17 protein-coding genes and 1 pseudogene are annotated in these 20,303 nt (G+C 67.6%); 9 read left to right on the top strand and 9 right to left on the bottom strand.

The features are described 5' to 3' along the window. The first annotated feature begins 127 nt into the window (after nucleotides 1–127). The 4 genes and pseudogenes from ACZ54P_RS26910 to ACZ54P_RS26925 all read left to right on the top strand — a co-directional run bounded on the left by ACZ54P_RS26910 (nucleotide 128) and on the right by ACZ54P_RS26925 (nucleotide 5,202). Nucleotides 128–1,339, top strand: a complete 1,212-nt coding sequence (locus ACZ54P_RS26910) for an acetyl-CoA C-acetyltransferase (RefSeq protein ID WP_465464345.1) — start codon at nucleotides 128–130, stop codon at nucleotides 1,337–1,339. A 10-nt stretch (nucleotides 1,340–1,349) separates the two neighbouring features. Continuing rightward, nucleotides 1,350–3,521 (top strand): 3-hydroxyacyl-CoA dehydrogenase NAD-binding domain-containing protein, encoded by a 2,172-nt coding sequence (locus ACZ54P_RS26915; protein ID WP_465464346.1) that lies wholly within the window; start codon nucleotides 1,350–1,352, stop codon nucleotides 3,519–3,521. 42 nt (nucleotides 3,522–3,563) lie between these two features. Further along, nucleotides 3,564–3,656, top strand: a pseudogene (locus ACZ54P_RS26920) (hypothetical protein); the annotation flags it as partial. A 118-nt stretch (nucleotides 3,657–3,774) separates the two neighbouring features. Then, nucleotides 3,775–5,202: an MFS transporter gene (locus ACZ54P_RS26925; protein WP_465464347.1), complete on the top strand. Its 1,428-nt coding sequence runs from the start codon at nucleotides 3,775–3,777 to the stop codon at nucleotides 5,200–5,202. Between the two features lie 48 nt (nucleotides 5,203–5,250). Here the strand turns inward: ACZ54P_RS26925 and ACZ54P_RS26930 are convergent, their stop codons facing one another. The 4 genes from ACZ54P_RS26930 to ACZ54P_RS26945 all read right to left on the bottom strand — a co-directional run bounded on the left by ACZ54P_RS26930 (nucleotide 5,251) and on the right by ACZ54P_RS26945 (nucleotide 10,096). Next, nucleotides 5,251–6,804: an acetolactate synthase large subunit gene (locus tag ACZ54P_RS26930; RefSeq protein WP_465464450.1), complete on the bottom strand. Its 1,554-nt coding sequence runs from the start codon at nucleotides 6,802–6,804 to the stop codon at nucleotides 5,251–5,253. An 11-nt stretch (nucleotides 6,805–6,815) separates the two neighbouring features. Then, nucleotides 6,816–8,198, bottom strand: a complete 1,383-nt coding sequence (locus ACZ54P_RS26935) for an FAD-binding oxidoreductase (protein WP_465464451.1) — start codon at nucleotides 8,196–8,198, stop codon at nucleotides 6,816–6,818. A 150-nt stretch (nucleotides 8,199–8,348) separates the two neighbouring features. Further along, complete coding sequence (locus ACZ54P_RS26940; RefSeq protein WP_465464348.1) at nucleotides 8,349–8,846, bottom strand: DUF3830 family protein; 498 nt, start codon at nucleotides 8,844–8,846, stop codon at nucleotides 8,349–8,351. Beyond that, the gene (locus tag ACZ54P_RS26945) at nucleotides 8,846–10,096 is read right to left on the bottom strand and encodes an aspartate aminotransferase family protein (RefSeq protein ID WP_465464349.1); all 1,251 of its coding nucleotides are present in this window, start codon (nucleotides 10,094–10,096) and stop codon (nucleotides 8,846–8,848) included. Before ACZ54P_RS26945 ends, ACZ54P_RS26940 begins: the two co-directional genes overlap by 1 nt. A gap of 88 nt (nucleotides 10,097–10,184) precedes the next feature. On the opposite strand from ACZ54P_RS26945, the gene ACZ54P_RS26950 reads away from it, so the two are divergent. From ACZ54P_RS26950 to ACZ54P_RS26960, 3 genes are all read left to right on the top strand, one after another. Next, nucleotides 10,185–11,648 carry an NAD-dependent succinate-semialdehyde dehydrogenase gene (locus tag ACZ54P_RS26950; RefSeq protein WP_465464350.1) on the top strand — a complete coding sequence of 488 codons (1,464 nt, stop codon included), beginning with the start codon at nucleotides 10,185–10,187 and terminating at the stop codon, nucleotides 11,646–11,648. A 14-nt stretch (nucleotides 11,649–11,662) separates the two neighbouring features. Beyond that, on the top strand, nucleotides 11,663–12,763 hold the full coding sequence (locus ACZ54P_RS26955; RefSeq protein ID WP_465464452.1) for a tartrate dehydrogenase: 1,101 nt from the start codon (nucleotides 11,663–11,665) through the stop codon (nucleotides 12,761–12,763). A 442-nt stretch (nucleotides 12,764–13,205) separates the two neighbouring features. Beyond that, a complete protein-coding gene (locus tag ACZ54P_RS26960; RefSeq protein WP_465464351.1) occupies nucleotides 13,206–13,682 on the top strand; it encodes a DUF4262 domain-containing protein in 477 nt (158 codons plus the stop codon). 22 nt (nucleotides 13,683–13,704) lie between these two features. Here the strand turns inward: ACZ54P_RS26960 and ACZ54P_RS26965 are convergent, their stop codons facing one another. Genes ACZ54P_RS26965 through ACZ54P_RS26975 form a run of 3 tightly spaced genes read right to left on the bottom strand, consistent with a single transcriptional unit; the run spans nucleotide 13,705 to nucleotide 15,943 of the window. After that, nucleotides 13,705–14,397 carry a GntR family transcriptional regulator gene (locus ACZ54P_RS26965; protein WP_465464352.1) on the bottom strand — a complete coding sequence of 231 codons (693 nt, stop codon included), beginning with the start codon at nucleotides 14,395–14,397 and terminating at the stop codon, nucleotides 13,705–13,707. A gap of 3 nt (nucleotides 14,398–14,400) precedes the next feature. Further along, nucleotides 14,401–15,159 (bottom strand): maleate cis-trans isomerase family protein, encoded by a 759-nt coding sequence (locus ACZ54P_RS26970; RefSeq protein ID WP_465464353.1) that lies wholly within the window; start codon nucleotides 15,157–15,159, stop codon nucleotides 14,401–14,403. Between the two features lie 43 nt (nucleotides 15,160–15,202). Then, nucleotides 15,203–15,943 (bottom strand): maleate cis-trans isomerase family protein, encoded by a 741-nt coding sequence (locus tag ACZ54P_RS26975; protein ID WP_465464354.1) that lies wholly within the window; start codon nucleotides 15,941–15,943, stop codon nucleotides 15,203–15,205. 158 nt (nucleotides 15,944–16,101) lie between these two features. Between ACZ54P_RS26975 and ACZ54P_RS26980 the strand changes: the two genes are divergently transcribed. Together ACZ54P_RS26980 and ACZ54P_RS26985 are read left to right on the top strand one after the other, a co-directional pair. Beyond that, nucleotides 16,102–17,031 carry a D-2-hydroxyacid dehydrogenase gene (locus tag ACZ54P_RS26980; protein WP_465464453.1) on the top strand — a complete coding sequence of 310 codons (930 nt, stop codon included), beginning with the start codon at nucleotides 16,102–16,104 and terminating at the stop codon, nucleotides 17,029–17,031. A gap of 7 nt (nucleotides 17,032–17,038) precedes the next feature. Further along, complete coding sequence (locus ACZ54P_RS26985) at nucleotides 17,039–18,415, top strand: amidase (RefSeq protein WP_465464355.1); 1,377 nt, start codon at nucleotides 17,039–17,041, stop codon at nucleotides 18,413–18,415. Nucleotides 18,416–18,459: 44 nt separating this feature from the next. On the opposite strand, the gene ACZ54P_RS26990 is transcribed toward ACZ54P_RS26985, so the two are convergent. Then, complete coding sequence (locus ACZ54P_RS26990; RefSeq protein ID WP_465464356.1) at nucleotides 18,460–19,680, bottom strand: MFS transporter; 1,221 nt, start codon at nucleotides 19,678–19,680, stop codon at nucleotides 18,460–18,462. Further along, nucleotides 19,677–20,195, bottom strand: coding sequence for a helix-turn-helix domain-containing protein (locus ACZ54P_RS26995; RefSeq protein WP_465464357.1), 519 nt, complete (start codon nucleotides 20,193–20,195; stop codon nucleotides 19,677–19,679). Before ACZ54P_RS26995 ends, ACZ54P_RS26990 begins: the two co-directional genes overlap by 4 nt. Nucleotides 20,196–20,303 lie beyond the last annotated feature (108 nt).

Genomic DNA, 20,303 nt, shown 5'->3' on the forward strand with positions numbered 1-20,303 from the left:
CATCGCAACCCATTGACACCATGGGGTTATCGCGGTTTATGTTAATCCCCATTAGCATGGCTACCGGCCGGTACGATCCGGCTGTGTCCATCCCCGATACAGCGCCGTACTGCGGAGGAGTTTTTCTGTGAGTAGCGAGGCCTACATCTACGAGGCGATCCGTACGCCTCGCGGCAAGAACAAGGGCGGTGCCCTCCACGGCACCAAGCCGGTCGATCTCGTGGTCGGCCTCATCGAGGAGCTGAAGGTCCGGCACCCGAACCTCGACCCCGCCATGATCGACGACATCGTCCTCGGCGTGGTGTCCCCGGTCGGGGAGCAGGGCGCCGTGATCGCGCGCACCGCGGCCTTGAACGCGGGCCTTCCCGAGACCGTCGCCGGCGTCCAGCTGAACCGCTTCTGCGCCTCCGGCCTCGAAGCCACCAACACCGCCGCGCAGAAGGTGCGCTCCGGCTGGGACCAGCTGATCATCGCGGGCGGCGTCGAGTCGATGTCGCGCGTGCCGATGGGCTCCGACGGCGGCGCGCTGTTCATGGACCCGGCCACCGCGTACGACAACTACATCGTCCCGCAGGGCACCGGCGCCGACCTGATCGCGACCATCGAGGGCTTCTCCCGCGAGGACGTCGACGCTTGGGCCGTCCGCTCGCAGGAAAGGGCCGAAGCGGCCTGGTCCGGTGGCTACTTCGCGAAGTCCGTCGTCCCGGTGAAGGACATCAACGGTGTCACGATCCTCGACCACGACGAGCACCGTCGTCCCGGCACCACCGTCGAGGGCCTCGGCAAGCTCAAGCCCGCCTTCGCCGGTATCGGTGAGCTGGGCGGCTTCGACGCCGTCGCGCTGCAGAAGTACCACTCGGTCGAGAAGATCAACCACGTCCACACCGGCGGCAACTCGTCCGGCATCGTGGACGGCGCCGCGGTGGTCCTGGTCGGCAACGAGCAGATCGGCAAGGACTTCGGCCTGACCCCGCGTGCCCGCATCGTGGCCACCGCGACCGTCGGCTCCGAGCCCACGATCATGCTCACCGGCCCGACCCCGGCCACCGAGAAGGTCCTCAAGCTCGCCGGTCTCACCCCGGACGACATCGACCTGTGGGAGCTGAACGAGGCCTTCGCCTCGGTCGTCCTCAAGTGGATCAAGGACCTGCACCTCGACGAGGAGAAGGTCAACGTCAACGGCGGCGCCATCGCGATGGGTCACCCGCTGGGCGCCACCGGCGCGATGCTGGTCGGCACCGTCGTCGACGAGCTGGAGCGTCGTCAGGCGCGGCGCGCCCTGGTCACCCTGTGCATCGGCGGCGGCATGGGCGTCGCGACCATCATCGAGCGGGTCTGAGGAAGAGACAATGACTGAAGCGAAGACCATCCGCTGGGAGCAGGACGCCGACGGCATCGTCGTGCTGACCCTCGACGACCCGAAGCAGTCCGCCAACACGATGAACGCCGACTTCCGCGAGTCGCTCGGCGTGGTCGTGGACCGCCTGGAGGCGGAGAAGGACAGCATCACCGGTGTCGTCCTCACCTCGGCCAAGAAGACCTTCTTCGCCGGCGGCGACCTCAACGACCTGATCAAGGCGAAGCCGGAGAACGCGGCCGAGCTCACCGAGGGCAGCGCCCTGATGAAGAGCCAGATGCGCCGGCTCGAGCAGCTGGGCAAGCCGGTCGTGGCCGCCATCAACGGCGCCGCGCTCGGCGGCGGGCTCGAACTCGCGCTCGCGACGCACCACCGCATCGCGGCCGACGTCAAGGGCAGCCAGATCGGCCTCCCCGAGGTCACCCTCGGCCTGCTCCCCGGTGGTGGCGGCATCGTCCGCACCGTCCGGCTGCTCGGCATCCAGAGCGCGCTGCTGAACGTGCTGCTGCAGGGCCAGCGGCACCGTCCGGCGAAGGCGAAGGAACTCGGCCTCGTGCACGAGCTCGTCGGCACCGTCGAAGAACTGGTGCCCGCCGCGAAGGCGTGGATCAAGGCCAACCCCGAAGCCGGCGTGCAGCCGTGGGACGTCAAGGGTTACAAGATCCCGGGCGGCACCCCGTCGAACCCGAGCTTCGCGGCGAACCTGCCCGCGTTCCCGGCGAACCTGCGCAAGCAGATCAAGGGCGCGAACATGCCGGCCCCGCGCGCGATCCTCGCCGCGGCCATCGAGGGTTCGCAGGTCGACTTCGACACCGCGATCACCGTCGAGACCCGCTACTTCGTGCACCTCGCCACCGGCCAGGTCTCGAAGAACATGACGAAAGCGTTCTTCTTCGACCTGCAGAGCATCAACTCCGGTGGCTCGCGGCCGGAAGGCTTCGAGAAGTACACGGCCAAGAAGGTCGGTGTCGTCGGCGCGGGCATGATGGGCGCCGCGATCGCGTACGTCTCGGCGAAGGCCGGCATCGACGTCGTGCTCAAGGACGTCACCCTCGAAGGCGCCGAAAAGGGCAAGGGCTACGCGGTCAAGCTGGAGGAGAAGGCGCTCTCCCGCGGCAAGACCACGAAGGAGAAGTCCGACGCGCTGCTCGCCAAGATCAAGCCGACCGACAAGGCGGAGGACTTCGCCGGCGTCGACTTCGTGATCGAGGCCGTCTTCGAGAGCGTCGAGCTGAAGCACAAGGTCTTCCAGGAGATCGAGGGCTTCGTCAACCCGGACGCCGTGCTCGGCTCCAACACCTCGACCCTGCCGATCACCGCGCTCGCCGAGGGCGTGCAGCGGACCGAGGACTTCATCGGGATCCACTTCTTCTCGCCGGTGGACAAGATGCCGCTGGTCGAGATCATCTGCGGGGAGAAGACCTCGCCCGCCACGCTGGCGAAGGTCTTCGACTACACGCTGCAGATCAAGAAGACCCCGATCGTCGTCAACGACAGCCGCGGTTTCTTCACTTCGCGCGTCATCGGCACGTTCCTCAACGAGGCCGTCGCCGCGCTGGGCGAGGGTGTCGAGCCGGCGTCGATCGAGCAGGCCGGTGCGCAGGCCGGATACCCGGCCCCGCCGCTGCAGCTGATGGACGAGCTGACCCTGACGCTGCCGCGCAAGATCCGCAAGGAGACGCGCGAAGCGATCGAGGCGGCGGGTGGCACTTGGAACGCACACGCGTCCGAGGGTGTCATCGACCGGATGGTGGAGGAGTTCGACCGCAAGGGCCGCTCCACCGGCTCGGGGTTCTACGACTACGACGAGGACGGCAAGCGGACCGGGCTCTGGCCTGGCCTGCGCGACGCGTTCAAGTCAGGCACAGCCGAGGTTCCCTTCGAGGACCTCAAGGAGCGCATGCTGTTCGCCGAGGCGCTCGAGACCGTGAAGTGCTTCGACGAGGGCGTGCTCACGACCGTCGCCGACGCCAACATCGGTTCGATCTTCGGCATCGGTTTCCCGGCGTGGACCGGCGGTGTCATCCAGTACATCAACCAGTACGAGGGTGGCCTGCAGGGCTTCGTCGACCGCGCCCGGCAGCTCGCCGAGCGCTACGGCGACCACTTCACCCCGCCCGCGTCGCTGGTCGAGAAGGCCGCGAAGGGCGAGATCTACGAGTAAGTCGCTTCGCCTGCTCTAAGCGCGCTATGAAAGGTCCTTTCCTTGCAAATTTCGCAAGGAAAGGACCTTTCCTCGCATCGGGGTCAAAGAGACGATCCGGACGCGGCCGCCCTCTGCAAGGACGGTTCCTATAGCTACAGCCAGAATCGGCGGGGAACCTGCTCAGGTCACGGCGGGGGCCCGCACCTGGTTGTGATCCCGTCGGTGAACCGTTCACCGAGAAGGGTGGTGCTGGGTAAGGTCGGATCATGGGATGCGCATGGTGAATCCGGCCCGTCGGGCACCTTCGTCCCGGCTCTTCGTCGTCGTGCTCGCCACCTGCGGGCTGGTGGCCTCGTTCATGCAGACACTCGTCGTCCCGCTCATCCCGGCGTTTCCACGGTTGCTCGACACGACCCCTGCGGACGCGTCGTGGGTGGTGACGGCGACCTTGATCGCCGGGGCCGTGGTGATGCCGGTGAGCGGCAGGCTCGGCGATCTCTACGGTAAGCGCCGGTTGTTGCTGATCAGCCTGGGCTTCCTGGTCGCGGGCTCGGTGGTGTCCGCATTGACCAGTTCGCTCGCGCTGATGGTCGTCGGCCGCGGCCTGCAAGGTTGCGCGATGGGGGCGATCCCGCTGGGGATCAGCATCATGCGCGACGAGCTCGCGCCAGAACGCGTCGGCGCCGCGATCTCGGTGATGAGTTCGACGCTCGGCGTCGGCGGCGCGATCGGCCTGCCCGTGTCGGCGCTGGTCGCGCAGAACGCCGATTGGCACGTTCTCTTCTGGGCGTCGGCGGGACTCGGCCTGGTCTGCGGCCTGCTGATCCTGTTCGTGATTCCGGAGTCGCCGCTGAAGACACCCGCGCCGTTCGACTACCTCGGCGCACTGGGGCTGACGGCCGGACTGGTCTGCCTGCTGTTGCCGATCGTCAAGGGCAGGGAGTGGGGCTGGGGGAGCGTGCGCACACTCGGCTTCGCCGGTGTCGCGGTGGCGATCCTGCTGGTCTGGGGCGTCTACCAGCTGCGGCGCCGCGATCCGTTGGTGGACTTGCGGGTCTCCGCACGGCGTCCGGTGCTGTTCACCAACCTCGCGTCGATCATGATCGGGTTCGCGCTGTACTCGTTGGCGTTGTCGTTCCCGCAGTTGCTGCAGGCTCCGGCGTCGACCGGGTACGGCCTCGGACTGACGATGGTGCAGGCCGGGCTCTGCCTGGCGCCGAACGGCGTGGTCATGTTCATGCTGTCGCCGGTTTCGGCCCGGCTCATCGAGCGTTACGGCCCGCGTACGACGCTGATGACCGGCGCCGCCACCATCGCGGCCGGGTACCTCTTCGCGACGGTGCTGATGGACAACGCGTTCGAGCTGATCACTGCGTCGATCATCATCGGCGGTGGCGTCGGCATCGCCTACGCGGCCATGCCCGCGCTGATCATGGGCTCGGTGCCGGTCACCGAGACCGCGTCCGCGAACGGGTTGAACTCACTGATGCGGTCCGTCGGCACGTCGACCTCCAGCGCGGTGATGGCCACCATGCTCGCCTCGCTGGCGATCACCGTCGGCGGGGTCTCCGTTCCGTCCGCGGCCGGGTTCCGGTTGAGCTTTCTGGTCGCCGCCGGCGCGGCAGTACTGGGTCTCGTCTTGACCGCTTTCGTCCCGAAGCAGCGTCAGTCCGAACCCCTGGTCGCCTCGGTCCGCTGACCCCGGAGCGCTGGGAAAAGACCTTTCCCAGCGCCATCGGGGGCTCGATCAGAACAGCGTCGGAACGATCGCGTCGATCAGATGCGGTCCCGGCTCGGCGAGCGCGCGCTGGAACTGCTCGGCGAGTTCCTCCGCGGTCGTCGCCCTCGTCGCCGGGACGCCCATGCCCTCGGCGATCTTGACGAAGTCCATGTCCGGCCGCGAAAGGTCGAGCAGTTCGTTCGCCTTGGGACCACTGGCGTCCACGCCGACGCGCTGCAACTCCAGCCGCAGGATCGCGTACGCGCGGTTGTTCAACAGCACCGTGGTGACGTTGAGGTTCTCCCTCGCCTGGGTCCACAACGCCGAGATCGTGTACAGCGCGCTGCCGTCGGACTGCAGGTTGAGCACCGGCCGGTCCGGCGCGGCGACGGCGGCACCGGTCGCGACGGGCATTCCGTAGCCGATGGCGCCGCCGGTCAGGGTGAGCACGTCGTGCCGCGGCGCCCCCGCGGTCGCGGCGGGCAGCAGCAGACCGGAGGTGTTCGCCTCGTCCGCGATGATCGCGCGCTCCGGCAGCAGCGCGCCGATCACGTCGACCCAGTTCTGCGGGGTCAGCGGCCCGGACGGCAGCGCGGGCCGGGAGGCCTCCTGCAGCACCGGCTCCGTCTCGGCCGCGACCAGCTCCGCGATGTCGTTCAGCGCGCGCGGGACGTCCTGCCCGACGTCGGCCAGCACGTGCACCTGCGCGCCTTCGGGAACCAGGTCGCTCGCTTTGCCCGGGTACGCGAAGAACGACACGGGCGCTTTCGTCCCGGCGATGATCACGTGCTTGATCCCGTCGAGCTGGTACGCGACCTGCTCGGCGAGGTAGCCCAGCCGCTCGATCGTCGGCAGGCCCTCGCCTCGTTCGAGCCGTGCGGGGAACGTCTCGATGAACGCCTTCACCCCGGTCGCGGCGGCGATCCGGCTGGTCGCGAGCAAGCCTGCCTCGCGGCAGCCACTGCCGCCGACGAGGAGCGCGACCGGTTCGCCACTGGTCAGCACGTCGGCGATGTTCTTCACCTTCGTCGCGTCGACGACCTGCGGTATCCGCGGCGGGATGGGCGCGCAGGTCTCGCCGCCCTCACCCCACGACGCGTCGGCCGGGAGGATCAGCGTCGCCACCTGTCCGGGCGCGTCCTGCGCCGCGGCCACCGCCGCGGCCGCGTCGGCGCCGACGTCCTTGGTGTGCTCGGAGCGCCGGATCCACCCTTCGAGCGAACCGGCCACCGCCTCGATGTCCGATTCGAGCGGGGCGTCGTACTGCTTGTGGTAGGTCGCGTGATCGCCGATCACGTTGACGATCGGGGTGTGCGCGCGGCGGGCGTTGTGCAGGTTCGCCAGCCCGTTCCCGAGACCCGGACCGAGGTGCAGCAGCGTGGCCGCCGGCTTCCCGGCGATGCGCGCGTACCCGTCCGCCGCGCCGGTGACGACGCCTTCGAACAGGCCGAGCACGCCGCGCATCTCGGGCACGGTGTCGAGCGCGGCCACGAAGTGCATCTCCGAGGTGCCGGGATTCGAAAAGCACACATCGACACCACTGTCGACGAGCGTGCGGATCAGGGACTGGGCGCCGTTCATCTCACTCACTTTCAAGCCCTCTCAGCGAAAAGAACGCCGGGGTTGAGGATCCCGGCCGGGTCGAAGCTGTCTTTGATCCGGCGCATCAGCGCGATCTTCGCCGGGTCCTCCAAATCAAGGAAGTAGGCGGACTTGGCCTGCCCGAGGCCGTGCTCGCCGGAGATCGCGCCACCGAGTTCCATGCCGAGCGCGAACATGTCGGTCAGGAGCTTCTTCCGCTTCTCCGGGTCCTTGCAGAAGATGGCGAGGTGGACGTTCCCGTCGCCCGCGTGCCCGCAGCCGAGTGCGCCCGCTTCGCGTGACAACGCCATTTCCCTGGCGCGGCGCAGGAATTCCGGCATCGCGGCCCTGGGGACCACCACGTCGATGATGTCATCGGCGCCCGCCGCCTTGGCCGTCCAGAACGCCTTCTCGCGGGCTTCGATGAGCTTGCGCGCTGAACCACCCTCGAGCACGTACACGTCCATCGCGCCGACATCGCTCAGCAGTCCGCCGAGTTCCTCGATGTCGGCGTGCAGCCGGTCGTTGTCGCGGTTTTCCAGTGCCACCACCAGGTACGCCTGAGCGGAGTCACGGATGTCGTCCGGGACGCCGAGGCTGAGCTTCTCGTTGTAGCTGATCGCGGCGAGCGTCAGATTGTCGATGTATTCGAGAATGTGCGGCGCGAGCCCGCTGGAGATGATCTTCGGGACGACGGTCATCACCTCGTCGAAGGTCTCGAACGGAGCGAGCACCGTGGCGCCGTGCGGCAGGCGCGGATACAGCTTCACGATGACCTCGGTCGCGATCGCGAGCGTGCCTTCGGACCCGATGATCAGCTGGGTCAGGTCGTATCCGGTCGACACCTTCGAGGTCTTGCCGCCGGTACGGATGATCTCGCCGGTCGGCAGCACCGCCTGGAGGCCCACGACGTTGTGCCGCGTGACGCCGTACTTGACCGCGCGCATCCCGCCCGCGTTCGTCCCGACGTTGCCGCCGACGCTCGCGCTCAGTTCGCCAGGGTGGACGGTGTAGCCGAGTCCGGCTTCGGTGGTCTTTTCGTCCAAATCGGACAGTGTGACGCCGGGCTGGACGACGGCGACATGGTTTTCGACGTCGATCTCCAGCACCGCGTTCATGCGCTCGAAAGAGATCACCATGCCGTTCTCGCTCGGCCGCGCGCCACCCGAAAGCCCCGTGCCCGACCCTCTCGCGGTGACCGGCACGCCGTGTTCGGTCGCCGCCTTGAGCAGCTCCGCGACCTCCTCGGCGCTTCCCGGTTTAGCCAGGTACGCGGGCTGTCGCGGGGCGGCCGTCAACGCCTCGTCGTGTGCGTAGTCCTCGGGGATCGCCTCGCCTGACAGCAGATTCATGTCCCCGACGATCTCGGCGAACCGTGCCGCAACATCGCCCATCGACAGCCCTTCCTCACGCGTCCTTGCCTGGTTACCGAAGCGTAGTACGTCGTGGGCGGCGATGGCCATGAATCATTTTCATGTTCACTTCATGGCCGAAGGCGTGGAGGTGGGTGTGGGTTCGAACGGCCCCGCACCCACCCACGGGGTTCACGCACGGGCGAACGAAAGCGTCTCACCCTCGACACCGCGCAGCCAGAGGTCCTGCGCGGCTTCCGCCATTTCGGGCAATCCCTCTTCGATCGTCGCGAACACGTTGCCGGGCACCCAGCCCGCGTCGCCGTTGATCAGCAGGTTGTTCCGGCCGTAGAAGATCGCGAGGTCCGTCGCGCCCTGATCGCTGTGCGCCTCACTGTCCTCGTCGTAGCCGTATGCCGGGTTGCCGATCTCCCACGCCTCGAAGCCGAAATACACGACATCGCCCGGAATCGGGGTCACCGTGGGGTTTTCGCGACCCGGCTTCGGCTCGGCGAAGGGCGGCACGAGAGTGTAGACCTCATTTCGCGCGTACTTCGCGTGATAGGCGGAACCGCTCTGCGGCAGCGCGTCCCACACCGCGCGGCAGGTCCGAGGGGCTTCGGCGTCGAGCAACCGGGCCCGGCAGGACACCCCGCGCTTGTCGAGGGTGATCGTGATGTAGCGGGCCATCATTCGACCCCCGCCACTACGTCACCCCAGATACGCAAGGCGTCGTCCACCTGCTCGGCGTTGACGACCAGCGGGGGAACCATCCGGACGACGTTCATGTACGCACCGCAGGTCAGCAGCAGCAACCCGTTGGCGGACGCGGCTTTCTGCGCCGCCTGGGCCTTCGCGGTGTCCGGCTCGCCGTCCGGGGTGGTGAACTCGGAACCGACCAGCAGCCCCAGCCCGCGGACATCGCCGATCGATGGTGACTTGTCCGCGATCACCCGTACCCCTTCGAGCAGCTGCCGTCCGCGTTCGGCGGCGTTCTCGACCAGACCTTCCCGCTGGATCACCTCGAGCGTGGCGATCGCCGCCGCGCAGGCCACGGCGTTGCCGCCGTAGGTCCCGCCCTGAGAACCCGGGAGCGCCTTCGCCATCAACTCCTCCGACGCGGCGATGCCCGAGATCGGGAATCCGCTCGCCAGTCCTTTCGCGATGAGCACGATGTCGGGGCGCACCCCGAAGTGGTCGTGACCCCAGAATTTGCCCGTCCGGCCGAAGCCGGTCTGGATCTCGTCCATCACCAGCAGGATCCCGTGCTTGTCGGCACGTTCCCGCAGACCGGCCAGGAATTCGGGGTTCGCCGGGACGTAGCCGCCCTCACCGAGCACCGGTTCGATGAAGAACGCCGCCGTTTCGTTCGGCGCGCAGACCGTCGCGAACAGGTAGTCGAGCTCGCGCAGGGCGAACTTCGTCGCGGTCTCCTCGTCCCAGCCGTAGTGGAAGGCGTACGGGAACGGCGCGACGTGCACGCCGGACATGAGCGGGGAGATCCCGGCGCTGAACCGGGTCCCCGAGGTCGTCATGGTCGCCGCCGCGACCGTCCGGCCGTGGAACCCGCCCTGGAAGACGATGACGTTGGGTCGTTTGGTCGCCTGCCGCGACAACCGCAGCGCCGCCTCGACGGCCTCGCTGCCCGAGTTCGCGTAGAAGAGCGAGTTCAGGCCCTGCGGCAGGACACTGCCCAGCTTTTCCGTGAGCTCCAGCATCGGCTTGTGCATGACCGTCGTGTACTGGCCGTGGATGAGCTTGCCGATCTGTTCCCGCGCGGCACTCACCACGTGCGGGTGGCAGTGGCCGGTGCTGGTCACGCCGATACCGGCGGTGAAATCCAGGTGACGTTTGCCATCGGTGTCGTAGAGGTACACCCCTTCACCGTGGTCGACCACGACCGGAGTTGCCTGCTTGAGCAGCGGTGATAGCTGGGCCATGGGCTGCGCTCCTAGGTCGGCTGAGCTGTTGTCGATTGTTGACAATATCCATAGCATGGCCTTCGGGACAACATGGAGGAGCGTTGGGATGAGCTCGATCAGTGAGGCCGGCGTAGTCGCGGCGGTCGACAAAGAACTGTTCATCGGTGGCAAGTGGGTGGCCGCCGCGAACGGGAAGACCTTCCCCGTTCTCGACCCCTCGACAGGCGAAGCCTTGTGTGAGGTGGCCGACGCGTCACCGGCGGACGGTGTCAGCGCACTCGACGCCGCCGTCGCCGCACAGGCCGATTGGGCGAACGTCGCCCCACGGGAACGCGGCGAGATTCTTCGTCGTGCCTACGAACTGCTCGTCGAGCGCGCCGACGAACTCGCGCTGCTGATGACACTGGAGATGGGCAAGCCGCTCGCGGAGTCGAAGGGCGAGATAACCTACGCGGCCGAGTTTTTCCGCTGGTTCGCGGAGGAGGCCGTCCGGATCGACGGTGGATACGCCGTCGCCCCCAACGGGACAGGGCGGTTCCTGGTGACCAAGCAGCCCGTCGGACCGTCCCTGCTGATCACGCCATGGAACTTCCCCATGGCGATGGGCACCCGCAAGATCGGGCCCGCGGTCGCGGCCGGGTGCACGATGGTCATCAAACCCGCTGCGCAAACCCCCCTTTCGATGTTGGCCCTCGCGGCGATCCTCGCCGAAGCGGGGTTGCCGGAAGGTGTGCTGAACGTGCTCACGACGTCGGACTCCGGCGGTGTGATGGAGCCGCTGATCCGGGACGGCCGGGCCAGGAAGCTGTCCTTCACCGGCTCGACCGGGGTCGGGCGGAAGCTGCTGGAACAGTGCGCGGACAAGGTGCTTCGCACTTCGATGGAACTCGGTGGCAATGCCCCCTTCCTGGTCTTCGAAGACGCCGACCTCGACGCGGCGATCGAAGGCGCGATGACCGCGAAGATGCGCAACATCGGCGAGGCCTGCACGGCCGCGAACCGCTTCTACGTCCAGCGAGGCATCGTCGACGAGTTCTCCCGCCGCCTCGCCGAGCGCATGGAGGCCCTGCCGATGGGCCGGGGCACCGAGGAAGGTGTCGTCGTCGGTCCGCTCATCGACGAACCCGCGGTCGAGAAGGTGAGCGGCCTCGTCGCCGACGCCGTCGATCGAGGAGCACGCGTTCTCACCGGCGGATCCACTGTGGACGGACCGGGTAACTTCTATCAGGCCACGGTGCTCACCGACGTGCCCAAGGAAGCCAGGCTCACCTCAGAGGAGATCTTCGGGCCGGTCGCCCCGATCACTCCGTTCGACAGTGAAGACGAGGCCATCGCGGCGGCGAACGACACCGAATTCGGTCTCGTGTCCTATGTGTACACCTCCGATCTCAAGCGGGCGTTGCGGGTTTCGGAACGGCTGGAAGCCGGCATGATCGGCCTCAACCAAGGGCTGGTCTCGAATCCGGCGGCGCCCTTCGGTGGCATCAAGCAGTCGGGGCTCGGCCGCGAAGGCGGCAGCGTCGGCATCGACGAGTTCCTCGAGACCAAGTACATCGCGGTGGCTCTGTGATAGCTCAAGCGGGGATAGCTCAAGCAGGGAAATCTCAAGCAGGGAAATCTCAAGCAGGGGCCTCCTATCGGATCGCCAGCATTCCTGGCGACGGGATCGGTGTCGACGTCACGGTCGAGGCCCGCAAGGTCCTCGACCGGGTGGCGGCATCACATGGCTTCTCCTTGTCCTGGAAGGAATTCGACTGGAGCTGTGAGCGGTACGCCAAGACCGGCTCGATGATGCCGGAGGACGGTATCGACCAGCTCTCCCGGTTCGACGGAATCCTTCTCGGTGCCGTCGGCTTTCCCGGTGTCCCGGACCATGTCTCGTTGTGGGGCCTCCTCATTCCGGTGCGGCGTGCGTTCACCCAGTACGTCAACCTCCGGCCGGTCCGGTTGCTGCCGGGGACGACGTCGGCGCTGGCCGGCCGGAGCGCCGAAGAACTGGAGATGGTGATCGTCCGCGAGAACTCCGAGGGCGAATACTCGGAGATCGGCGGCAGGCACAATCGTGGTCAGGGGAACGAGTTCGTCTTACAGGAATCCGTGTTCACGCGGGTCGGGGTCGAGCGGATCATCCGCTACGCCTTCGAACTGGCGAAGACGCGGACGGGGCGGGTCTGCTCGGCGACGAAGTCCAACGGGCTCATTCACTCGATGCCGTTCTGGGACGAGGTCTTTCTCGAAATCGCTTCGGACTATCCGGACGTGCGTGCGGAACAATGTCATGTCGACGCGCTCGCCGCGCGGATGGTGCAGGCGCCGGACCGGCTCGACGTCGTGGTCGCTTCCAATCTCTTCGGCGACATCCTGAGCGACCTGGCGGCGGCCGTGACGGGCGGGCTCGGAATGGCGCCTTCGGGCAACATCAATCCCTCCAGGGAGTTTCCTTCCATGTTCGAGGCTGTGCACGGCAGCGCTCCCGACATCGCCGGACAGGGCATCGCGAATCCGGTGGCGCAGATCCTGGCGGGGGCGATGCTGCTCGACCATCTCGGGGAAACCGCCGCGGCACAAGATGTTCACACCGCGGTGGAGAAGGTTCTCGAGGAGGGGACCGTGCAGACCCCGGACCTCGGCGGGAAGTCCACCACCGCCGAACTCGGGTCCGCGGTGGTCGCCGCTCTATCTTGAACCATCCGCATAGAGGCGTGTCAAGTCCCACGCGGTACTTTTTTCGCCGGTGATGTCATGAACGGGGCTTTCATTGCGAATTTTGCAATGAAAGCCCCGTTCATCGCGTCAGCGGGGGCGGCTCTCGACTGTCGATAAGAGACACTTCTCAACGCACAAGCACCCGATTTGGGCAAGTTACGCGCTTTCGCGCGGGGTCGTGAGTGATTTGGGTCGTTCTAGAAATGTCCCTTGTGGACACTGAAACCCGGTCGGTGTCCAGAACCAGAGCCTGGCCTACCTCGGCTGAAGGCCTTCTTCCCTGCGCTCAGAGTAGGAAAGGAGGCCTTCACGACGTCGCCGGTCGAGCCGGAAGTGAAGCTCGGACTTCCGGGCCGTCGGTTTTTGTCGGTGCCCCGGTGCACAGTGTCGATCACCGAATTCGACGACTGGAGGAGTGCCGATGTGCTGGCATTGCGACAACCCCGGGAAGACGCGCGACGACTACCTCACCGAGGAGGTCCGTCCCCTGATCCGGAAGTACGGCTGGATGGTGCAGACCGTCGAGCGCGGACACGCCCAACCCGGCTTCGCGTACACGGTCGGGCTCACCGACGCCGGGCTTCCGGAACTCGTCGTCACCGGGCTGAGAGAGCGAAGATCCGGACAGCTGCTGAACTATTTCGCTCAGCAGGTAATCCGGTCGGACCCGCCGGAACCCGGCGAAGTGCTGCCGGCGGAGGTCGGCTGGCCGGCGTTCGAGGTCGTCTCACTCAGTTCGCCGTCGGCGCACATGCCCACCGCCGTCCTCCTGTACGGCTCCGATTTCCGTGCCCTGCAACTGGTATACGAGGACGAGCACGGAAACTGGCCGTGGGACAGGGAGTTCCGCGGTGGGACAGGCGGGCAGCCCGTGCTGGGAGCGCGTGGCCGTGGCTGAATCCTCAAGACACGGCGAATTCTCAAGGCACGGCGGGAGCCTCGCCCACCCGCAGGCTGGTCCCCGGCGCCAGCCGCTGGACGGCGTCCTCCATATGGGCTTCCAGAAGCGACAGCGCGGTCTCCTCGTCACCGGCGCGCAGGGCCTCGATGATCCGGGTGTGTTCGGTGACCCGTTCTTCGACCCGTTGATAGGTCCCCTGCAGCGCGGTGAGGCACATCCGCGTCTCGATCAGCAGGGTGCGCGCCATCCGCGCGAGCCGCTTGCTGCCGGAGGCCGCGATCAGTGCTTCGTGGAAGCGGAGGTCGGCCCAGGAGAGCGCGGTCGGGTCGTCGTCGCCGGCGGCGACGGCCATGGCGCTCACGGCCTGTTCGAGTTCGGCGGCGACCTTCTCCCGGTCACCGCGCAGCGCCCGCAGCATCGCGGCGCGTTCGATGGCCGAGCGCGCCGAGTAGATGTCGTAGACGTCGCCGGGTTCGAGGTCGATCACGAACAGGCCGCGGTGGCGTTCGCTGCGCAGGAGCCCTTCGGAGACGAGATGCTGCATCGCCTCCCTCAATGGTCCTCGCGAGACTTGGAATCGGGAGGCCAGCTCGGTCTCACCGAGCTGGGTGCCGGGCGGAAGGGCGCCGGTCATGATCGCGTCCCGCAACTGGCGCGCGATGATCCCGGCGGTCGATTCCCGGCTGACCGGCTCGATATCCGGCAAGGACATGGTTCAGTTGCCTCTCTGCCCGAACAGTGCGCCCAGCGTGCGGACGAGCGGGGCTTTCCCGGTGAGCCGCAGACCTTCCCAGACGGTGACCTGATTGGCGGTCAGCACCGGCTTGCCGAGACGCGTTTCGAGCGTGTTGATCTCTCCGAGGGTGCGCATCGCGGTGTCGGGGACGAGCAGGGCGTCCGCGTCCGGATGGTCGCGGCTCACCGCGAGTTCGACCACGTCCTCCGGGCTGAGTCCACCGACCTCGGCGGCGGTGTCGATGTCCGCGCTGTCCATCGAGATCACTTCGATCCCGCCGGCGCCGAGGAAGTCGACGAACAGCCGGGCGACGTCGTCCGGGTAGCTGGCGGCGACCGCGACCCGCCGGACGCCGAGCGCTTGAGCGGCGTGGACGAAGGCGAAGGAGGTGCTCGACGCCGGGACACCCGCGACGGCGGCCAGCCGGTCGGCCTGGTCCCTGGCGCCCTCCCAGCCGTAAACGAAGCTGCCGCTGGTGCACGCCCACACCACCGCGTCCGGTTCGTGCTTGGCCAGTAGCGCGGCACCGTCGGCGAGACGGCTTTCGCTGCCGAGGTCCAGGAGTTCGGGCACGGCGTGCAGATCGGTCCCGTAGATGTGCTCGACCGGCAGCTTGATCCCGGCCATGTCCCCGCCGAGGAGCTGTTCCGCGAGGGGGTAGTCGTCTTCGGCGGCGTGATCGGGATAGATGAACCCGATCGTGGTCGGCTCGGGCGGGGTGAGCGGCGTGATGGGCACGGGACCTCCGGAGGCAGATTGTCGACAATCGTAGGGGAAGAGGTCAATCGACCTCGCGGAGCCACTTGCCGGGCCCGACGATCGGCAGGTTCATCCGCCGAAGACAGGCCCACATCGTGAGCTGGTTCGCGGTGAGGACGGGTTTGCCGAGCGCGCTTTCGAGCGGCTCGATCAGATCGTAGGTGGGGAGGTTGGTGCAGCTGACGAAAATGGCGTCCGCGTCGGCGTGGTCGGCGGCGAGGATGCGTTCGGCGATGGTCCGGTAACTGACCTTCCAGATGCCGCCGCCCAGGCCGAGGTGATCGCTCGAGACGGTACGCACATCGAGTTCGGCCAGGAAGTCGTGCAGCTTCCCGGTCAAGTCGCCGTCATAGGGCGTCAGCACCGAGACCCGGTGGAGGTCGAGCTGGTGCAGGACCTCGGCCAGTGCTCCGGAGGTGGTGACGGCGTCCGGAGCGCCCGCGTCACAGATCGCCTTGGTCAAGGACCGTTCGTAGTCCACACCGTTGACGAAACTGCCGGAGGTGCACAGATACGCGACGACTTCGGGCTCGACGTGGAGTACGTCCCTCGTGGCGGCGGCGAGGTGTCTGCTGTCGCTGACGAGCTGGGCCATCTCCATGCTGACGGGCACCGGCTCGTACGGCGTCCGTGCCAGATGGAGGGAGACCTCCATGGGCACCCAGCGCCACAGCTCGCGTTCCAGGGCCAGGTCGAAGGGAGCGATCACGCCGATGCCGCGTTGCGCCAAGGGCCCGTCGAACTCCAGTAAGTCGAAATCCAAGTCTCAGCCTCCGGAAACTTCTGCGGTCACAGTCCGGTGCTCCGGGGGTCGTTCCTCGGATTGTTGACAATCATACGAGCCACTTTTACGGTGTCAACGTGATCGCCTCGGAGACCCCAGTGGTGGCGGTGCTCTGCGGAGACGCACGCCCACCGGACATGCGCGCTATCGAAGCCGGAGCGGTGGTTCGTTACACCGACGAGGCCGGGTTGGCTGATGCGGTATCCGGGGCGGACGCGCTCTTCGTCTACGACTTCCTTTCGACGGCGGTTCCCGGTGCCTGGCATGCGGCCGACAGCTTGCGCTGGCTGCACATCGCCAGCGCGGGCGTCGATCCCGTGCTCTTCCCCGGGCTGCGGGAGAGCGACGTCGTGCTCACCAACTCGCGTGGTGTGTTCGACGGGGCGATCGCCGAGTACGTCCTCGGCGTCGTCCTCGGTTTCGCCAAGGATTTCGCCCGGTCGTGGGAGCTGCAGCGGCGGAAGGAGTGGCGGCACCGCGAGAGTGAACGGATCGACGGCCGCCGGGTCCTGGTCGTCGGTACCGGGCCGATCGGCCGGTCGATCGCGCGGCTGTTGCGTGCGGCCGGGATGTCGGTGGCCGGTGTCGGACGCCGGGCTCGTGAGGACGACCCCGACTTCGGGGACGTGTACGCGTCCTCGGAGCTGGCGCGCCACCTTCCCGAGGCGGACTACGTCGTCGCGGTCGCGCCGCTGACCGAGCAGACGAAGGGCATGTTCGATGCCGAGACCTTCGGCGCGATGAAGCCCGGCGCGCGGTTCGTCAACGTCGGCCGCGGCGAACTGGTCATCACCTCCGACCTGATCGGCGCGTTGCGGGACGGACCGCTCGGCGGTGCGGCGCTCGACGTCTTCGACACCGAGCCACTGCCGCCTGAGAGTCCTTTGTGGACCATGGAGAACGTGCTGATCTCACCGCATATGTCAGGTGACTTCGTCGGCTGGCGTAATACTCTGGTAGAGGTGTTCGCGGACAACTTCCGTCGCTGGCGCGCGGGGGAGCCACTGCGCAACGTCGTGGACAAGCGGCTCGGATACGTGCCGTCGGAGACGCTTCGCCAAGGTTAGGGGCCGGATGAACGACAGCAAGTTGACCGCGAGTGAGCTGGTCGCCGCGTACGCCACCGGAGAACTGTCGCCGATCGAGGCCACCCAGAACGCGTTGCGCGCCATCGAGGAACGCGACGGCGATACCAACGCCTTCTGCCTGGTCGACGCCGATCGCGCACTCGAACAGGCGAAAGCGTCCGAGGCCCGCTGGCGCGACGGCAATCCGATCGGCTGGCTCGACGGTGTCCCGGCCTCGATCAAGGACATGTTCCTGACGCAGGGCTGGCCGACGCTGCGTGGTTCGCGGTGCATCGACCCCGACCAGCCGTGGGACGTCGACAGCCCGGTCACCGCGCGCCTGCGGGAGAACGGTTTGGTGCTGCTGGGAAAGACCACCACACCGGAACTCGCGTGGAAGGGCGTCACCGACAACACGCTGACCGGGATCACCCGCAATCCGGTCGACCCGTCGAAGACGGCGGGCGGATCCAGCGGCGGGAGCGCCGCGGCCGTCGCGGCCGGCATGGGTGAGCTCTCCGTCGGAACCGACGGCGGTGGCTCGATCCGGATCCCGGCTTCTTTCTGCGGAATCGTCGGCCTCAAACCGACACACGGCCGGATCCCGCTGTTTCCGGCGAGCCCGTTCGGCCCGCTGTCGCACGCCGGTCCGATGGCGCGTTCGGTGGACGACACCGCGCTGCTCCTCGACGTCCTCGCGATGCCCGACTACCGCGACCCGGCCGCGCTGGCTCCGCCCGTCTCGACCTTCCGTGAAGCCGTCCGCCGGGACGTGCGCGGGCTGATCGCCGCCTATTCGCCGACGCTCGGTTTCGTCGACGTCGACCCGGAGGTCGCGGCGATCGTCAAGTCGGCGGTCCAGTCGCTGAGCGACGCGGGCGTGCACATCGAAGAGGCCGATCCCGGCTTCAGCGACCCCAAGCCCGCCTTCGACATCCTGTGGTCGACGGGCGCGGCCAAATGGCTGGACACCTTCCCCGCCGGTTCGGAGACCAAGGTCGACCCTGGGTTGGGAAAGGTCTGGGAGTTCGGCAAGACCTTCTCGGCGAGCGACTACCTCGGCGCCAACGCCGAGCGGGCCGCGCTGGGCATCCTGATGGGCGAGTTCCACACGCGGTACGACGTGCTGATCACGCCGACCCTCCCGATCCCCGCCTTCGAAGCCGGGCACGAGGTGCCGCCGGGCAGCGGACTGAGCGGCTGGCCGGACTGGACGCCGTTCACCTACCCGTTCAACATGACCCAGCAGCCCGCCATCAGCGTTCCGGCCGGCCGCACCTCCAGCGGTCTCCCGGTCGGCCTGCAGATCGTCGGCCCTCGGCATTCCGACGACCTGGTGCTCGCGGTCGCGAAACTCCTCGAGGAGGTCCGCCCCTGGCCGTGACCAGCGGAAAGGGAGCAAGGGACCTTTGCTATCACTTCCAGGGGTCAGGGCCGGGCCACGTGGGTCTTGCGGGCCAGACCCCGCACCTGCCCGCTGCACAGGGCGAGGCAGGTGGCGGCCACGACCAGCGCGGCGCACGCGAGCAACGTCGTGCCGACCCCGAAGTGCTGTGCCGCCGGCCCCGCCGCCATCTGCCCCAGCGGCAGGGCGACGAAGGAACCGAGCATGTCGTAGGAGTAGACGCGCGCGAGTTTGTCCTCGGGCACGTTCTCCTGCAGCGAGACGTCCCACGCCACCACGAACTGCTCGATCGCCAGGCCGGAGACGAACATGGCCACCAGCAGCAGCGGCAGCAAGGGCGCCTGGCCGAGCAGGATCAACGGCGGAGCCTCGAAAAGGATGACCGCGACGCCGACGAACAGTGCGCGCCGCGGTTGCCGGCGGGCGACGAGGATGCCGCCGATCAGGGAACCGATCGTCTGTGCCGCGAGGGCGAAGCCCCAGCCGGAGCGCCCGAAGGTGCTGTCGGCGACGACGGGGCCGAGTACCGCGATCCCGCCGGCGATGACGGCGTTCACCACCATGAACTGGACGACCACGACCCACACCCAGGTCCGCGAGCGGAACTCACGCCAGCCTTCGGCGAGTTCCGCCAGTGGCCGGCTGCCGGGGATCCGTTCCCGGCGGCTGAGCCGGATTCGCCGGTAGGACAGGGCCGAGCCCAGGAACAGCAGCGCGTTCCCGCCGAGGGCCCAGCCGGGGCCGACCGCCGTCACGAGGAGGCCGCCGAGTCCGGCGCCGGCGATCCGGCCGGAGTTCGAGAGTAACCTGCCCAGCGCGTTGGCCGGTGCCAGCAGCTCGATGGGCACCGTCGACGGGGTGAGTGACGCCGAGGCGGGCGCGGAGATCGCGGCCACCGCGCCGTTGACCACGCTCAGCGCGACCAGCAGCGGAATCGAGGCGAATCCACAAAGGACACTCGCCGCGATGGTCGCCTGGGTCAGCGTCGCGGCGAGTTCGGTGCCCTGCAGGATCACCGATCGCGGCAGTCTGTCCGCCAGCACCCCGCCGAACAGCAGCAACAGCACACTCGCCACCGACCGCGCGCCGACGACGATGCCGATGTCGACGGCCGAACCGGTCAGGTCGATCACCGCAAACGCCAGCGCGAGCGGGGCGACGGCGTTGCCGAACTCGCCGAACGTACGGCCGCCGATCAGCCAGCGGAAGTTGTGGTGGCGCAGGGGCTCGCGCAGTGAGGTCACGACGGCGTCATTTCGAACATCGCGACCGTCGCGCTGACCGGGATCGTGCCGCGAGTCCGGGGCGGCCGCGCGGCCGCGTGCAGGAGCCTGCTCAGTTCACGCGCGTGCCCGAGTGCTTTCTCCCAGGTCTCGCGGTCGACCCACATTTCCGCGTCGGTCGTCGAACCGCGTTCGCCGGTGACCCGGAATTCGCTGCGACGTGTGAGCTCTTCGGCCATGGACCCGATGAGGAGCTGTTCCTCTCGCGGATTCGTCGAGGCGAACCGCGTGCCGGACTCCGGATCATGCCGGTAGCGCTTCGCCAGCCCGCCCCGGATCCGGACCTCCTCGGCGACGTCCAGCAGCCCGGCCTCGTGCAGTCGCCGCAAGTGATAGCTGACATTCGCCTGTGTCTCGCCGAGTTCGCGGGCGGCTTCGGCCGCGCTCATCGCGACACCGGTCAAAAGCGACAGAATGCGCAGCCGTACGGGATGCGCGAGGACGCGAAGCCCTTCGAGGCTCGGGGAATCCGGCATAAGGACGAGTATTGACTGCCGGGACGACAACCGGCAAACAGTTATTTGGGGGTTTGTTCGGCCGGGAGTCCCAGTGCGGTGCCTCGACGTCTGTGCTGTGCTGGAGCA

This window comes from Amycolatopsis sp. NPDC034160, assembly GCF_055575355.1.

Bases quoted from the DNA above. Each gene is read 5' to 3' on its own strand.
- ACZ54P_RS26935 (WP_465464451.1), bottom strand. From the start codon at position 8,198: ATGGGCGATGTTGCGGCACGGTTCGCCGAGATCGTCGGGGACATGAAT.
- ACZ54P_RS26950 (WP_465464350.1), top strand. From the start codon at position 10,185: ATGAGCTCGATCAGTGAGGCCGGCGTAGTCGCGGCGGTCGACAAAGAA.
- ACZ54P_RS26945 (WP_465464349.1), bottom strand. From the start codon at position 10,096: ATGGCCCAGCTATCACCGCTGCTCAAGCAGGCAACTCCGGTCGTGGTC.
- ACZ54P_RS26980 (WP_465464453.1), top strand. From the start codon at position 16,102: ATGCGCGCTATCGAAGCCGGAGCGGTGGTTCGTTACACCGACGAGGCC.
- ACZ54P_RS26985 (WP_465464355.1), top strand. From the start codon at position 17,039: ATGAACGACAGCAAGTTGACCGCGAGTGAGCTGGTCGCCGCGTACGCC.
- ACZ54P_RS26925 (WP_465464347.1), top strand. From the start codon at position 3,775: ATGCGCATGGTGAATCCGGCCCGTCGGGCACCTTCGTCCCGGCTCTTC.
- ACZ54P_RS26915 (WP_465464346.1), top strand. From the start codon at position 1,350: ATGACTGAAGCGAAGACCATCCGCTGGGAGCAGGACGCCGACGGCATC.
- ACZ54P_RS26965 (WP_465464352.1), bottom strand. From the start codon at position 14,397: ATGTCCTTGCCGGATATCGAGCCGGTCAGCCGGGAATCGACCGCCGGG.
- ACZ54P_RS26930 (WP_465464450.1), bottom strand. From the start codon at position 6,804: ATGAACGGCGCCCAGTCCCTGATCCGCACGCTCGTCGACAGTGGTGTC.
- ACZ54P_RS26995 (WP_465464357.1), bottom strand. From the start codon at position 20,195: ATGCCGGATTCCCCGAGCCTCGAAGGGCTTCGCGTCCTCGCGCATCCC.
- ACZ54P_RS26960 (WP_465464351.1), top strand. From the start codon at position 13,206: ATGTGCTGGCATTGCGACAACCCCGGGAAGACGCGCGACGACTACCTC.
- ACZ54P_RS26940 (WP_465464348.1), bottom strand. From the start codon at position 8,846: ATGGCCCGCTACATCACGATCACCCTCGACAAGCGCGGGGTGTCCTGC.